Genomic DNA, 15,337 nt, shown 5'->3' with positions numbered 1-15,337 from the left:
ATAACTTATTTTACTTGAGTTTTTTGTCAAAATCTTTAACAATCTGCCTCACTCGATGTTCCCAGGTATTATCATTTGCATAACACAGTACATTATTACTACATTTCTGTAACTTATTTAATAATTCTGATGTATGGGAAAAGCTTTGTAAAAATTCTTCATAATTCATTGACAAACCAAGTTTGTTTTTTTTTATAAAATCACCCATCACACAATCCGAAAAGCTAAGCAGTGGCACTCCAAATCCCACTGCCTCAAAAGCTTTATAAGGCATAGCCAAATAACGATACGAATGAGAAGGATAAAGCATTAAACAAGCATCAGAAATAGCATAATATTCATGTAATTGATTTTTATCTTTACCCACGATAACATCTACATTCAGAAAGTTCCATTGGTAATAGCTACCATATTTATCCCACTCATTCTTGCGAATAATTATAATCAAATGAATATTGTCTCGGCCACCGATTAAGTCGAGCATTAAGCTAATATCATTTAGTGGTGGCGATATGCCGCCAGAATATAACAATGTTATTTTTGATTGTATATTTTTTTTAGGAGCCAAAGGGCTTATTTCATTTATTTTAGGCGTATCACAACCGGGTAAAAGGACTTCATACTTGCTCCGCTCTTTTTCCCCCATAAAATCAGCTAATTCAAGTGATGGAAGATAAATTATATCAAATATCTTATTAAACAAAATCCATTCTAATTTGAAACAGCCCTTTAAGAGTAGTGCAACCAGAAAGAAGTAGTTTTCAAATAAAAAATCTCCTGCCCAAAAAGCATCACGATAAAAAACAGATAGTTTAATGCCTCTTTTTTTTAATCGCCACAGATTCCAATAGTCTGAAAAAATTCGCCAATCTTTTTCTATAATCCGCTGAATAAAAAAAGGTCTATTAATAGATTCAAGATACAATCCTTTAACCCCATTTTGAGGGATATTTTTAAATCTCTGTTTCCCATTTCTGATCAATAAATTTTTACCAAACGCTTCTTTAAAAGCCAATTCCATCATATAAGGACGTATTTTGCTCGCGTTATTAATTGCTCCTTCTTGCTGTTCATAGGGATAAACAAAAATAATTTTATCCTTTTTATTTGTCATCTAATGCTCTTGTCAGTATGTTTTTCACCAATTGAGACGCTCTATAGTCAATTAATAATGCAGCAGGAAAACTAATTGAAGAAGCAGAAAACATTCCACCCCGTGAGCCACTTGGCTCACGAACAACCATATCTGCACCACCACCTTTATTCATACCACTCGCAATAATATAACAGTCTTTTGGAGCCGAACGCGATAATTTATCTGTTTCCCACCCAGAAGCGCCTGCACCATACAATCCATTCGCCAAGCCAAGTCTTCCTGGATCATAACTCCAGCCCTTCTTCGGAGTATTTTGTAACAATGACTGTTCTCCAAAATATGGATAATCTGGATGAAAATGAATATTATTAAAAGCCCAATGCTCAGGTTTTTTTACCTTGTATGCTGCACATGTTCCATAATCTCTCATAGTAAAGCGAACACCTATAAGTTGAGTTTCATCGGCATAATTTTTCTGAAAAGAAAGGCTGATACAACGGCTTGAACCATCATCAAAAAACTCAATTTGTCGGTAAAGAGTATTACCTGATAAATTCAAAATCCAAAGATTTTGTTCATTGTGAGCTTTTTTTAAAGTTTCAAACATATCTGAAGACCAATATTCACAATGAGACGACAAGACAATACATTGATAGTTATTCAATATTCTTGGATTACAATGTAAATCATAACCACTTATCATATCATATGCGATATTTTCTCTCTCTAGCCAGGCTAACAACCGCCATTCTGAACTTGCTAAGTGATTAGTAAATGGCTGATATACAGTGGACCCCATTGTCAAGACAGCTTTCTCAAATATTAAGATATAATTCTGTTGGTTATTTATAGTATTAGTCTTATCCACATATCCACAGGTCTGCCAGTAGTCCAGAGACGCTTGCGATATATCTCAGGGCTACTGGCTTGGCCTGTGGATATGTGGACAAGGCGGTTGCCAGTAAAGTTGATTATCCTCTCATCATGCTGCCCGTTTTAAGTCTGGAACAACTTCTTTCATCACGCCATAGATCTCTGCAGGCGTTTTTCCACCGTGTGTACTGTGTGGTCTTTCATGGTTGTAAAACTCAAAATATTCCTTTAATGAGCTCTTTAGCTCATCAATACTTTGGTAATCCTTGAGGTAAATTTCCTCATATTTTACACTTCGCCAGAGTCGTTCAATCATAATGTTATCCATTGCTCTGCCTTTGCCGTCCATGCTGATTTTTATATCATTGGCCTTTAGAACACCTGTAAATGCTCTGCTAGTATATTGAGCACCTTGATCCGTATTGAAGATTTCTGGCTTTCCATATCGTCGCAGTGCTGTTTCCAGACTACTGATACAAAAGCTTTCTTCCATGCTGGTTGACACTTCCCAGGACAGCACAAAACGGCTACTCCAGTCCATAACAGCACTTAGGTAGACAAATCCATGTGGCATCCGTAAATACGTGATATCTGTGCACCAAACCTGGTTATTCCTATTAATATCAATTCCTTTGAGCAAATATGGATAGAGGTTATTTACTTTGCAAGGCTTGCTGGTATTGGGTTTTGGTGCCACTGAAACCAATCCCATGATCCGCATAAGCCGTTGAACTTTTTACGATTAATTTTATAACATTTCAATCTTAATGCATTACGAATTTGACGACTGCCATAGAATGGATGTTTTATGTACAACTCATCAATCAAATTCATTAATGTTAAATCTTTATTTTGCAGAGGCTTTTTAGGTTGATAGTAATAGCTTGAACGGTTCAGGCCGATAAGCTCACATTGTTTTTGATGCTCAACTGAGGGTGCTCTTTTTCTATGCAACACCGCTTTTCTGCTCTACTCAGTTGAACATCTTCAACTTTTTGACAGCCAGTCAGCCTCTACTTTTAGTTGACCTATTTGGCTGTACAGGTGTTCTTTTTCCTTTTCATGTTCAGCATCTTTATTCTCTAATTTTTTTTGAAAAAGTATCGGCTGCACCATCAAGCATCTGCTTTTTCCAGCTATTGACCTGGGTGGTGTGCACTTCAAATTCTGACGCAATTTCTGCGACTGTTTTTTGACCTTTCAAAGCCTCAATGGCTACTTTTGCTTTAAATTTGTTGTTGAATGTTTTTCTTTTTGTGCTCATTTTTTTGTTCCCCGTTAGGTTAGCTCTTATATCTTAACCTATTGTCCAGTTTTCGGGGTCCACTATAATAAACATCATCACCCTCCAATAAACAATTAGTATAGGGTCGTTTAATTGATAGTTTTTTAAATTTCCATTGTGCAGGCTGATAAGAAAAAACTTTCTTGATCCATTCAATTATGAAATTGGGTATGAATTTCACAACCCATTCAACCAAACGAATATAAACTAATCGTTTTTGAGAAATAAAGTCTTCTGCCTTACGATCTTCATTATTTCGGTAACGGCTACGCCCACCCCAAATATTATACGATTGCCAAGTATTTGTGCTAGCCAAAACCAATAATTTAGATTGTTGATGATTTATCGAAGAAACAATAAAAGGAATAGCAAAAGTTTCATTTTTTGAAGTTAATAATACACTATAGAGGCCTGAGAGACAGTCTTCAGGAAGAGTATATGAAAAACTTTCTTCCCAGCTTAAACCACTCTCAACGAAATGATCATCTGGTGTTGACTGTTTTTGTATTTCATGTTTTCCCAGTTCAAGAATGATTTCTTTTTCCAAACCATGGCGAAAAACATTGACACCATATAATTCTGGAGCATTAACAAATACAGATATTTTTTCTCTTGGTGTAAACCAAAGCTTATTTTGATAAGCCACTAGTTTTTTTTCCAAAAGCCGTATTTTTTTTGGCAATGAATGATAAGAATATTTTTTAGATATAAATCCTGGTAATGAAACATAAATAATATCGTTGGAGTTTAATTCAGAAAAGCTCCACTGACCGTTTTTATCACTATAATTTTTTTTTGTAACAATTGAATTATTTAACACTTCAAATAAAACATTGCATAACGGTAGTGCTAACTGAGCACAACATACAGAGCCATTTTTCATCATTTATAATTTAATTCAATTAAGGGTTCTTCCAGTATTGCTTCAACTTTTACAAGGTCCTCTTGAGAAAAGTCATTTCTCCAACGTCCAGAGTGAGAATGCGAAAGGTCAATGTTAATGAGTTGTGAATGGTATTTGATTCCCCAAAAATTGCATATTTCTCGAGTGGTTAATTCAGTGTTTTCCACTAAATTTTCCAAAGAACATTCAAAAAAAGAGTTCGATGGTATATTCAACTTTATTTGTTTCCATTTAAGAAATAAATCTCTGTATATTAAAGCACATTTCTCTGCAGTGGATGGCATCCAAGTCTGATTAATAAAAGATGCTACAACATCTCTTGGATCTCGATAAATATACAACATTCTTGCTTCAGGTAATATTTCAAGAATTTTATCAAACCAAAGGATATTCCATGTATTTTTTTCAAGATAATATAATTTATTTTGCCTAGCGTTAACATCTTGCATAACTTGTAATAAAAACACTCTCAAAATTTTAATTAATTTATCCCTATTAAAATGAGAGTGATAATACATTCCTTGTGTTCCCCCACGTTCCAATCCAATCCAACGTGCTTTATATTGAAATTGATTAAGTTGTGTAATTAAATTTTCAACATGAAACAAAAATTGTGGTGATATCTTAGAAACAGAAACCCCCGAATATGCTGCTGTAACTTTAAATTTAAAGTGAGTTTTTATAAATATCTGTTCGTCTATATAACGTAATAATTTATCATACCAGGAAGATTTAGCAGTTTTAAGCAATAAAGCATTTAAGCGTTTAATATAAACATCATAATGATAAGGCGACCAAAAATCAGAATTGTTGAGAAAATCAATTATGCCATCAGGATCGATTAAAAAACGCCATTCGGGAACGTCCGTTAAATCTGGATGCTTAGCAAACATCTTTGATACTATCGTTGTCCCTGACCTACCAGACCCACCAATTAAGCAAACTTTTACAGGTTTATGAGCTAACATTAAAACATTTCAACCAATTTCCATAACTAATAATTTTCCAGGGCAATTGAGAAAAACTCTTTTTTCCAGAAAAAATATCATTCATATTAGAACGAATATTACTATTTACTACAGATGATGGATGCTCTATTGCCTGCGTTATCATTTGTAAAAAAAAATCTTTAGCTTCTGACTTCATCCAAATCTCTTCGGCGGTGGAAAAACCTATCTTATCATGACGATTACAGTGGACCCCATTGTCAAGACAGCTTTCTCAAATATTAAGATATAATTCTGTTGGTTATTTATAGTATTAGTCTTATCCACATATCCACAGGTCTGCCAGTAGTCCAGAGACGCTTGCGATATATCTCAGGGCTACTGGCTTGGCCTGTGGATATGTGGACAAGGCGGTTGCCAGTAAAGTTGATTATCCTCTCATCATGCTGCCCGTTTTAAGTCTGGAACAACTTCTTTCATCACGCCATAGATCTCTGCAGGCGTTTTTCCACCGTGTGTACTGTGTGGTCGTTCATGGTTGTAAAACTCAAAATATTCCTTTAATGAGCTCTTTAGCTCATCAATACTTTGGTAATCCTTGAGGTAAATTTCCTCATATTTTACACTTCGCCAGAGTCGTTCAATCATAATGTTATCCATTGCTCTGCCTTTGCCGTCCATGCTGATTTTTATATCATTGGCCTTTAGAACACCTGTAAATGCTCTGCTAGTATATTGAGCACCTTGATCCGTATTGAAGATTTCTGGCTTTCCATATCGTCGCAGTGCTGTTTCCAGACTACTGATACAAAAGCTTTCTTCCATGCTGGTTGACACTTCCCAGGACAGCACAAAACGGCTACTCCAGTCCATAACAGCACTTAGGTAGACAAATCCATGTGGCATCCGTAAATACGTGATATCTGTGCACCAAACCTGGTTATTCCTATTAATATCAATTCCTTTGAGCAAATATGGATAGAGGTTATTTACTTTGCAAGGCTTGCTGGTATTGGGTTTTGGTGCCACTGAAACCAATCCCATGATCCGCATAAGCCGTTGAACTTTTTACGATTAATTTTATAACATTTCAATCTTAATGCATTACGAATTTGACGACTGCCATAGAATGGATGTTTTATGTACAACTCATCAATCAAATTCATTAATGTTAAATCTTTATTTTGCAGAGGCTTTTTAGGTTGATAGTAATAGCTTGAACGGTTCAGGCCGATAAGCTCACATTGTTTTTGATGCTCAACTGAGGGTGCTCTTTTCTATGCAACACCGCTTTTCTGCTCTACTCAGTTGAACATCTTCAACTTTTTTGACAGCCAGTCAGCCTCTACTTTTAGTTGACCTATTTGGCTGTACAGGTGTTCTTTTTCCTTTTCATGTTCAGCATCTTTATTCTCTAATTTTTTTGAAAAAGTATCGGCTGCACCATCAAGCATCTGCTTTTTCCAGCTATTGACCTGGGTGGTGTGCACTTCAAATTCTGACGCAATTTCTGCGACTGTTTTTGACCTTTCAAAGCCTCAATGGCTACTTTTGCTTTAAATTTGTTGTTGAATGTTTTTCTTTTTGTGCTCATTTTTTTGTTCCCCGTTAGGTTAGCTCTTATATCTTAACCTATTGTCCAGTTTTCGGGGTCCACTATAGATTGTAAATTTTTTCAGGAATATAGTTTTTCATTGCATCTCTCAAAATACGTTTAGACACCCCTTGTTTGAATTTATACTCTGTTGGTAGAGAAAGACTTTTTTCCACTAAATTATGATCCAAAAAAGGGACTCTTGCCTCAACAGAATGAGCCATAGAGTTTCGGTCTTCTAAGTGTAATAATGATTGTAAATTAATAGATTTAGTTTGAGCTATACTAAATTGTTGAAAAGAAGACGTACGAGAATTTAGCAACAAAAAAGGATCTCGTTTATCAACCAGTGATTCTTTAAAATCAAACCATGGGGGTGTTATTTTATTATCCGTAATAATGTTTCGAATGATACCACTAAAACGACCTTTTACAAATGGATTAACAACCCGTTGAAACAAAGAAAAATATGATAAGCCCGAATTTTTTAGAATAGCTTTATATTCCTCTGAAAAATCACTCCAATGCCCCTTACAAATCTTTTCTGCAAGTAAAACGCCCCAAAAGGAGGCATAGCCTCCTAATTGTTCATCAGCCCCTTGACCATCAATCATCACTTTAACTCCTTGTTCATGAGCTAACTTGAAAACACACCACTGTGCAAATGTACTTGTTGAACGAAAGGGTTCATCTTGTGAATAGGTGAGCTCATTTAAAGAGTTTTCCAATAAACTAGCAGTTGGTGTAATGAAATATGCATCTAAACTCTGAGCCTTTACAACGCAATCAATCCATTTTGACTCGTCAATCCGTGGATCATGGGATAATGCAGAAAAAGTTTTTTGAGTTTGATTGTTTTTTTTCAAACTATTAATAACACCCACAATTGAGGATGAATCAATTCCTCCAGAGAGGCAAGAACCTACTGAAACATCAGCTTGTAAATGCATACTAACAGAATTGACAAATAAATCCTTATAGCTATTTTTTTCATCATTATATTCTAAAAAAGGTAAACTAAATGATAAGCTGTACCACATTTTTCTCAAAGTATTAATTTTTTTATTTGATATAGTAAGTTTAAGTATTTCTCCGGGAAGAACCTGGTATACACCTTTAAAAAAAGTTTCATTCGTGTGATCAATTAGTGACCAGTTTAAAAAATCATAAACAATTTGATAATTTTGCGTTGCTTTCCATGTATTTATAGCCATAAATTGTTTTATTTCTGAAGCAAAATATATGCCTCTATCATTTTGAAAGTAATAAAGAGGTTTTATTCCAAAGCGATCACGAATAGCATAAAGAGTATTAGTTTTATTATTAAAAATGATAATACTAAACATTCCTTCAAGCTTGGAGAGGCAAGATTCCCCCCAAAAAGACCATGCATTTAAAATAACCTCCGTATCAGTTTGAGTCTTGAAAATAAATCCTTCTTTATTTAATAAGACACGTAATGCCTTGTAGTTATATATTTCACCATTAAAAATTATTGTCAAATTGTTATCATGCGAAGTCATCGGTTGATGCCCGGCAGATGTCAAATCAAGAATAGATAAGCGTCTATGCCCTAAACCAACATTAAACTGTTTGTAAGATTCTTCATCATAATGCTTAAAATCATGTTTATCTCTCGAAAAAGTCATTGATAAATCAGAAGAAAAAGATTTTAAAAAAAAGCCTTCATCATCAGGACCTCTATGAATAATAGTATCATTCATAGAAATTAATTCATTTATATTTACTGAGTTTGTAGCAATAATTGCTGTCAAGCCGCACATAAGTTAAAAGTTTAACTCCTATTTTTTTAATTAAGCCTTAAAAGATAAAATAAAATCTAATAATGACTTGGAAAAAAGTGGGAAATTAATGTCTGCATTAAAATGTTTTTCCCAAGTTTTAAATGCATTAAAACTTTTAATATTTAATTTTTCTCTTGAAAAAATTATTTCTTTCAATACGTTCGAAAGATATTTGGCATCAATTTCATTTTCCAATAAATATCCATTTTCAGAATTTATGATTTCTGAAATACCCCCGACGTTTCTAGCAAGACAAGGAATGCCAAAACTCATAGCTTCCATTATGGAGACAGGGATTCCTTCGCTATCGCTTACGTTAACAAAGAGATTAAACTTATCCAATTGATATCGTTCTAGAATTTTTTCATTCTCCAAATGCCCATTAAAAAAGACATTAATATTAACATTATTTATTTTACATAAGCCATCTTCAATAACACGCATTTCTGAACCGCTTCCAAAATGATGCCATTCGATTTCTTCTTTTATATCATTTAACTCAGATAATGCATCAACTATCAAGTCAAGCCTCTTTAAAGGAATAATGCTTGAACATGATACTGATTTTTAGAATTATTTGTTATAGTACCCAGTTTAATAACAAATAATTTCTTGCGGAGGCCAGGAATATCCATGTAAAACTTATCAGTTAAATGCTCATATCCATCATATGAAACACAGCTCATATCCATCATATGAAACATAGTATAATCGATCTATCATTTCCAGCGTAGCTTTTTGAAAAGGAATATAATTTGTTTTATGTTGATAATCATATAAATCATAGCCATGAATTCTAGAAACCACTTTGATATTTGGAAATTCATTTTTTAGAAGACATAAACCTAAAGAGGCGGAAGTACACCAATAAGTATAAAAGAGAGTCGAATCTAAGGAAACACTCCTAGAAACAATGATTTTTTTAATCGTTCTTTTATAAAGATTGCTTTAGTAAAAAACACAATTGATTTATATAAATTTGTTAAGAAATATTTTCTTCTTAACAAGAGTAATTCTTTATAAAATAGCCTCGAAAAAACATTTTTATAAAAGCTAATAGCAAAAGAAAAGGATTCGCATTAATTAAGTCATCAGTATAAGATGCATTTTCAGGAATTTTATACAAACGCTCTGATTTTTTAAATGGGAATAGTGTGATTGTATTAAAACATTTAGAAAGATGCGTTATTTCTAAATCCAAAAAATTTTCACCGGGTTTAAAAGGGAAATTATTTGTAAAGATAAAGACATCAACATTTTTTTTTTTATTAGCTATCATCTTTGGTACTTTTTTTTGCTATGTATGCAAGCTTCTTGATTCTATAATTTCTTTAAAAAAATCAATACGTTGACTCTCTTTATTGTAACTTCTCAATAAGTCTGTGCAAAACTTGAAATAAAAACAAAAAAAGTCTTGACAGCATTTTAGAGGACAAAAATTGCATTTTCACTGCCCCATGTAATTTATCCCTATAAATGATCCTGTCGATCTGTCTCAGATCGAAATAGAATATTTTTGAATATTATCTTAACTGAGAGGGAGTTTGATCAACACAGGGCAAACTAAAGAGCCTTAAAAGCCATGATACAATTGTTTTATTGAAAACAACCTGTATTGATTATAGTGAAAAAATTACCTCCAATTCCAGAGATACCTGAAGAAGAAAAGACACCGGTAGTCCGATTACTCCTTGCTTTCATGGAGCAACAACAGGAAATCATTCAAAACCAACAGGTTGAAATCGATGCCCTTAAAACAGAAGTTGCTAAGCTTAAAAAGCTACCTCCAAAGCCTAAAATAAGAGCCAGTAAATTGCCAAAGGATGATGACAATGATAATCCGACAGGTCATTCAGGAAGCAAGAAAAACAACTCAGGAAATGGGACTAGTAAAAGTCGTAAACGAAAGAAGAAATTGGCTATTCATAAAACCACCGTTATCAAACCAGATAACCTGCCAGAACATTCACGTTTTTAGGGTATCAGGATTATTTTGTTCAGGAGCTGCTGATTAAGCCTTTCAATACTCGTTATCGATTGGCTCGCTATAAAACACCCGATGGTGATACCTGTATAGGAAAATTGAGCTTTGATACACATATAGGACATTTTGGCCATACATTACAGAGTTATATCGTTTATCAATATTATCACCAGAGAGTGACTCAGCCATTGATAATACAACAATTAACAGAATTAGGTTTTGATATTTCAACGGGTCAGATCAATGAGATTTTAATCCATGACAAAGACCATTTTCATACTGAAAAAATACATTGCTAACTGCCGGTATCAACAATAGTACTTATATCCATGTTGATGATACGGGTAGTCGTCATGATGGAAAGAATGGTTATTGTACTCACGTTGGCAATGAAACCTTTGCCTGGTTTTCAAGTACTCGATATAAGAGCCGGATTAATTTTCTACAATTGTTACGAGGTGCTGCTGTTGATTATACGCTCAACGATGCAGCACTTGATTATATGAGAGCAGAAAAATTACCTCACAAGCCATTGAGCGTTATTGAACAAAGTCATCAGACTTGCTTTGATAATGAAGAAGCCTGGAAATACTATCTGCAGAACAATAGTATCATAACACAACGGCATGTTCGCATTGCCACAGAAGGCGCTTTACTGGGGGCATTAATTAACAGTGGCTTTCCAAGTGATTTGGTGATTGTGAGTGATGATGCAGGACAATTTGATATTTTGTTGCACGCATTATGTTGGATACATGCAGACAGAGTGTTTCAGCGGATACTACCACTCAATGAGCGACATGATAAAGAACTGAACTGGGTACATACTCAGATTTGGGAACTATTTTATGATCTCAAACAATATAAACTTGAGCCAGATGATCCGTTGAAGTCAGCGATTGCTGAACATTTTGATGAATTGTGCCGGACTAAAACAAGCTTTGAAACGTTGAATCAGGCACTGAAACGATTGGCAAGAAATAAAACAGAATTACTGCTGGTATTGGAACGGCCTGATATTCCTCTTCATAATAATTTGAGTGAAAATGATATTCGAGAATATGTTATTAAGCGTAAAATTAGTGGTAGTACACGCTCAAAGGATGGGCAACTTTGCAGAGATACCTTTGTCAGTTTAAAGAAAACTTGTTTGAAACAAGGAATTTCATTCTGGGATTTTATTAATGACCGGATCAGCAAGAGAAATTTGATCCCATATCTGCCTGAGTTGCTGAAAGGTAAAGTTTGTGCTGTTTAAATGCACAGACTTATTGAGAAGTTACTCTTTATTATACATGTCGATATGTTTCATATCATATTTAATTTCTTTATCTTTCCAAAACCTTATAAATTCTTTTATTTTCTTTAAATTATCATGAATATTACGTTCATAATTTCCAACATTCAAAATAAAATCACAGCCATCTAAATCAGAGTCAATATAACCAAGGATAACAGGCAAACCATAAGCAACATATTCTCTTACTTTCAAAGCAGAAGCTTCTTTCATATTTTTTTTATGCAATGACAGTGTACCGATTGCTATATTCATCTTAGAATATAGCTCAGCCAAACATTTGTTATTTAAAAACCCATAAAATGTTATATTTTTTGACAATTTATTAAATTTATTTAATTCTGGGCCTACAATATGAAAATCACAATCATCCAATACAGAGGCAAGGTATACGATTTTTTCAACACCATGCCATGGGCAGCTTGAATTTCCGACAAATATTATTTGAGTTCTTATACTATTCTCAACTTTCACAGCAGTTATTGCCGATAAATCTATACCATTTGAGATAGCAACTGACACCCCATCCTTTGGTGGAATTTTATGTCTAAGCTCTCTCGTAACACAACAAAAACCATTTGCCCGTTTCAACAGCATACTTCTACTTCTTAAATGTAAAAATCGCGTTATATCACTATATAATAGAGATTCCTCAATATCATCTGAATTTATTTCTACCACCAGAGGTACATTAAGAAATCTAATTAACTGTCCCGGAAACCATATTCCAAATCGATAATAAATAATATCAGGTTTAAATCGCAATACTTTTAGCAATATTTTTATTGAAACTAATATTTTATTAAAATAAACATATTTTCCTCCAAAAACCGAGCTAAGCTTTGCTAATAATCCACTATAGAAAATATAAATACTTTTTGACTCCAAATATGAAACTAGTAATGATTTCTTACTGGGTGGCTTTGAGACCAATAACATTTCACAATCATTCTCCAGTTTTTTCCAGCAACTTAGTTGAGAAACTACTTTTCTAAGAACACCACTATCACTATATGCATCTAACTCAACAATGTATATTATTTTCATTTATCAAAAAAGTCTCTTAATTTCTAATTTATATCTCTGTGAGAAGCATATTTTAATTAAATTATATTTATATTTTGTATAAATCGTGTATAATTTTTTTTTGCATTATATTTTTCTAAGAAAATATAATGCGAGTTCATTCTTGTTTTAGTATTTTTAAAAAAAGATATGTTTTCCAAACTATTACAAACTTCATCTATTGTACAAACATTGCTTAATAGGAATCCACTTTCATTATTTACAATCATATCTGATATCCCACCAACATTAGGAGCAACAATAGGAATGCTGCAACTCATAGCTTCCATTATAGAAACAGGGACACCCTCAGACTCACTCACATTAACAAATACATCGATTTTATTTTTTTTATAAAAGTCATAAACTTTAACATTATCAAGTCCCCCCAAAAAATCAAAGTCAACATTTTGTTTTTCACCAAGTTTTTTTCTAGCTTTTATTTTTAGATTATCGTAAAGTTCTCCTTCACCTATATGTGTCCAGATAAATTTTATATTTTTAAATTTTTTCGATAAGATATATAAAACGTCTATAATTTTATCTATACGCTTTACTTCTTTTAAAGCTGAACAAGTCACCATATGAAACTTACTGCTATCAGTAGGCAGAGTTTTAATATGAAAATCATTTACTCCAAGATAACCACACTTTATTATACTTTTATCAACATTGTAATTATCTATTAAATATTCTATAGCTTTTCTTGTCACAACATAAAGAGCATCAATATTTTTATTAAATTGTTTTTTTAACGGCATATATCCCAGAGACCGTCTTTCCTTATATAAATCAATTCCATGAATTCTACTAATTAATTTAAAATCAAATTCATTTTTAAGGCTTTCAAGTGCATAGGTCACTTCATTATTCCAATAAGTATAAAAGATAATATCAATTGACTTATCCGACTTCCGTAAAAAACTTCTCATTACTTCATAATAATACTGATAGAAAGTTATTGATGAAAATAATATTTTTAATTTTCTTAAATTTATTTTTTCTTTATATAATTCTTTATAAAGTACAGTTCTAAACAATGATTTAAAAAAAAAATAAAACTTCATTCTCTTCCATGATTGACAAATAAAAGCATTATTTGCATCTATATGTTCTGGTATTTTTCTAACAAATGCATTCTTTGATAAAGGTAAAATTGTATAAGAAACAGACTTAGACTCACAATAATATTTTATTTCTGTCTCTAAGAACTGTTCACCTCCCTGACAAGGAAATTGTGATGTTATTAATACAATCTTCTTCATTACTTATACTTTTTTTTCATCTGCATTAGAAATTCATCATGACTCTTATCGATAGGAATTTTTACGCAATAACAATCAACTGTATTAAAAAACACTTGGTATATTTTTATAAATTTTTCATCAATTTCTTTCATTGTTATAATCGGTTCAAATTTCATTAATTGACAATTATTTTCATACCATAAGATATGTTGATAAACACTGTGATATTCATTTTTGATAATATTCAGTGTTAGCCTTGCTGCAATTTTGGCATTAACGACCTCAATTTCGATTGAGTTTATTGTGTTTGTTTTATATAAAATATAATATTCACTGGCATTGTTTTCCATTGTTTCAACAGAATAAAAAAAATCATTCGGAGCTATAGCTCTCCTAACTTTACTTTCCCCCTTATATTTTTTCATAAAAAACCATTGAAACTTATCAACCCACCCCCTATTTTTGAATAAATCCTTTTCAACACTATCATTACATACTGTATTATAAGCATATATTTTTGGGTAAGATAAGTTTGGGTAAACTTTAGTATTGTTAGAAATTACCGCAATATCATCTGAAATAAAACTATACCCCAATTCACGGCATAAAAGAATTTCTAATGATGTCTTTCCAACACCCCCTGTACCACCAAACATCACCACCCTATTTTGACCTTTTTTCTTCATGGTTGATGCATGTATTAATGCACTTGTCTTATCAAAAAAACTTATTGGAACCAACACCAATTCATGTAAAATTTGTCCTACATTTTCATAATTCAATCTATATCCCATACTTAAAAATTTATGAAAAAAACCACCTTTTTCACTAATAGAAATATATATTTTTAAAATTTTATTTTTTTGATATAGAATTCTATTGCTACCATAATATGCTATAAATCCATTTGAAAAGCTTTTATGTATTGTGGGACTATTTAAAAAGCTTTTTTCAGAAGGAAAGTTATCAGTGAAATTAATCTCCACATCTACACTATCATTTTCATCTGACTTTTTATATCCCATCAATTCTTTTTTTAAAATTTCTTTTATCAACCGTTTATCAACATTTATTTCTATATTTTTTCCAAAAATTTTATATTTCAATTTTTCTACCTTTTACTATTTCATAATACCAAAAAAGTCTATAAGTTGTCATACACGAACTAACAGCAGAAAACAAAGTCAAACCTAAAACAATATCATTCAAAAGCCCCCCAACAAGTAGAGAAGAAAACCTT

At 32.5% G+C, this 15,337-nt stretch carries 14 protein-coding genes and 2 pseudogenes; 3 read left to right on the top strand and 13 right to left on the bottom strand.

Annotation, left to right across the window (positions count from 1 at the left end; genetic code table 11):
* Positions 1-10 precede the first annotated feature (10 nt).
* From JEU79_RS23400 to JEU79_RS23355, 10 genes and pseudogenes are all read right to left on the bottom strand, one after another.
* On the bottom strand, positions 11-1,114 hold the full coding sequence (locus JEU79_RS23400; RefSeq protein WP_198266339.1) for a glycosyltransferase family protein: 1,104 nt from the start codon (positions 1,112-1,114) through the stop codon (positions 11-13).
* Positions 1,104-1,964 carry a N,N-dimethylformamidase beta subunit family domain-containing protein gene (locus JEU79_RS23395; RefSeq protein WP_198266338.1) on the bottom strand — a complete coding sequence of 287 codons (861 nt, stop codon included), beginning with the start codon at positions 1,962-1,964 and terminating at the stop codon, positions 1,104-1,106. The genes JEU79_RS23400 and JEU79_RS23395 overlap by 11 nt, the downstream gene beginning before the upstream one ends.
* A 114-nt stretch (positions 1,965-2,078) precedes the next feature.
* A pseudogene (locus tag JEU79_RS23390) lies at positions 2,079-3,233 on the bottom strand (IS3 family transposase).
* A gap of 19 nt (positions 3,234-3,252) precedes the next feature.
* Complete coding sequence (locus JEU79_RS23385) at positions 3,253-4,137, bottom strand: N,N-dimethylformamidase beta subunit family domain-containing protein (protein ID WP_198266337.1); 885 nt, start codon at positions 4,135-4,137, stop codon at positions 3,253-3,255.
* Positions 4,137-5,126 (bottom strand): sulfotransferase family protein, encoded by a 990-nt coding sequence (locus tag JEU79_RS23380; RefSeq protein WP_198264127.1) that lies wholly within the window; start codon positions 5,124-5,126, stop codon positions 4,137-4,139. Before JEU79_RS23380 ends, JEU79_RS23385 begins: the two co-directional genes overlap by 1 nt.
* Positions 5,113-5,304: a hypothetical protein gene (locus JEU79_RS23375; protein WP_198266336.1), complete on the bottom strand. Its 192-nt coding sequence runs from the start codon at positions 5,302-5,304 to the stop codon at positions 5,113-5,115. The genes JEU79_RS23380 and JEU79_RS23375 overlap by 14 nt, the downstream gene beginning before the upstream one ends.
* A 242-nt stretch (positions 5,305-5,546) precedes the next feature.
* A pseudogene (locus JEU79_RS23370) lies at positions 5,547-6,699 on the bottom strand (IS3 family transposase).
* 62 nt (positions 6,700-6,761) lie between these two features.
* Complete coding sequence (asnB, locus tag JEU79_RS23365) at positions 6,762-8,483, bottom strand: asparagine synthase (glutamine-hydrolyzing) (RefSeq protein WP_281401108.1); 1,722 nt, start codon at positions 8,481-8,483, stop codon at positions 6,762-6,764.
* Between the two features lie 30 nt (positions 8,484-8,513).
* Complete coding sequence (locus JEU79_RS23360) at positions 8,514-9,047, bottom strand: glycosyltransferase (protein ID WP_281401109.1); 534 nt, start codon at positions 9,045-9,047, stop codon at positions 8,514-8,516.
* 457 nt (positions 9,048-9,504) lie between these two features.
* Complete coding sequence (locus JEU79_RS23355) at positions 9,505-9,783, bottom strand: hypothetical protein (protein ID WP_198266333.1); 279 nt, start codon at positions 9,781-9,783, stop codon at positions 9,505-9,507.
* 345 nt (positions 9,784-10,128) lie between these two features.
* On the opposite strand from JEU79_RS23355, the gene JEU79_RS23350 reads away from it, so the two are divergent.
* From JEU79_RS23350 to JEU79_RS23345, 3 genes are read left to right on the top strand one after another with little or no spacing between them, the layout of a single operon-like run.
* A complete protein-coding gene (locus JEU79_RS23350; protein WP_198266296.1) occupies positions 10,129-10,482 on the top strand; it encodes a hypothetical protein in 354 nt (117 codons plus the stop codon).
* Between the two features lie 59 nt (positions 10,483-10,541).
* Positions 10,542-10,787, top strand: coding sequence for a hypothetical protein (locus JEU79_RS27165; protein ID WP_198263038.1), 246 nt, complete (start codon positions 10,542-10,544; stop codon positions 10,785-10,787).
* Positions 10,781-11,746, top strand: coding sequence for an IS66 family transposase (locus JEU79_RS23345; RefSeq protein ID WP_198262524.1), 966 nt, complete (start codon positions 10,781-10,783; stop codon positions 11,744-11,746). Before JEU79_RS27165 ends, JEU79_RS23345 begins: the two co-directional genes overlap by 7 nt.
* Positions 11,747-11,767: 21 nt before the next feature.
* On the opposite strand, the gene JEU79_RS23340 is transcribed toward JEU79_RS23345, so the two are convergent.
* The 3 genes from JEU79_RS23340 to JEU79_RS23330 are packed head-to-tail and all read right to left on the bottom strand — an operon-like array spanning position 11,768 to position 15,203.
* A complete protein-coding gene (locus tag JEU79_RS23340; RefSeq protein ID WP_198266332.1) occupies positions 11,768-12,832 on the bottom strand; it encodes a glycosyltransferase in 1,065 nt (354 codons plus the stop codon).
* A 56-nt stretch (positions 12,833-12,888) separates the two neighbouring features.
* Complete coding sequence (locus JEU79_RS23335; protein WP_198266331.1) at positions 12,889-14,115, bottom strand: glycosyltransferase; 1,227 nt, start codon at positions 14,113-14,115, stop codon at positions 12,889-12,891.
* On the bottom strand, positions 14,115-15,203 hold the full coding sequence (locus JEU79_RS23330; RefSeq protein ID WP_198266330.1) for a hypothetical protein: 1,089 nt from the start codon (positions 15,201-15,203) through the stop codon (positions 14,115-14,117). Before JEU79_RS23330 ends, JEU79_RS23335 begins: the two co-directional genes overlap by 1 nt.
* Positions 15,204-15,337 lie beyond the last annotated feature (134 nt).

It is taken from the genome of sulfur-oxidizing endosymbiont of Gigantopelta aegis (assembly GCF_016097415.1).
Lineage (GTDB): Bacteria > Pseudomonadota > Gammaproteobacteria > GRL18 > GRL18 > GRL18.
The sequence above is the reverse complement of the archived record's forward strand: the minus strand, read 5'-3'. Positions and strand labels throughout refer to the sequence as shown.

Coding starts and splice junctions, on each gene's coding strand:
- JEU79_RS23335 (WP_198266331.1), bottom strand. CDS start 14,115: ATGAAGAAGATTGTATTAATAACATCACAATTTCCTTGTCAGGGAGGT.
- JEU79_RS23400 (WP_198266339.1), bottom strand. CDS start 1,114: ATGACAAATAAAAAGGATAAAATTATTTTTGTTTATCCCTATGAACAG.
- JEU79_RS23375 (WP_198266336.1), bottom strand. CDS start 5,304: ATGAAGTCAGAAGCTAAAGATTTTTTTTTACAAATGATAACGCAGGCA.
- JEU79_RS23355 (WP_198266333.1), bottom strand. CDS start 9,783: ATGATAGCTAATAAAAAAAAAAATGTTGATGTCTTTATCTTTACAAAT.
- JEU79_RS23380 (WP_198264127.1), bottom strand. CDS start 5,126: ATGTTAGCTCATAAACCTGTAAAAGTTTGCTTAATTGGTGGGTCTGGT.
- JEU79_RS23340 (WP_198266332.1), bottom strand. CDS start 12,832: ATGAAAATAATATACATTGTTGAGTTAGATGCATATAGTGATAGTGGT.
- JEU79_RS23385 (WP_198266337.1), bottom strand. CDS start 4,137: ATGAAAAATGGCTCTGTATGTTGTGCTCAGTTAGCACTACCGTTATGC.
- asnB (WP_281401108.1), bottom strand. CDS start 8,483: ATGTGCGGCTTGACAGCAATTATTGCTACAAACTCAGTAAATATAAAT.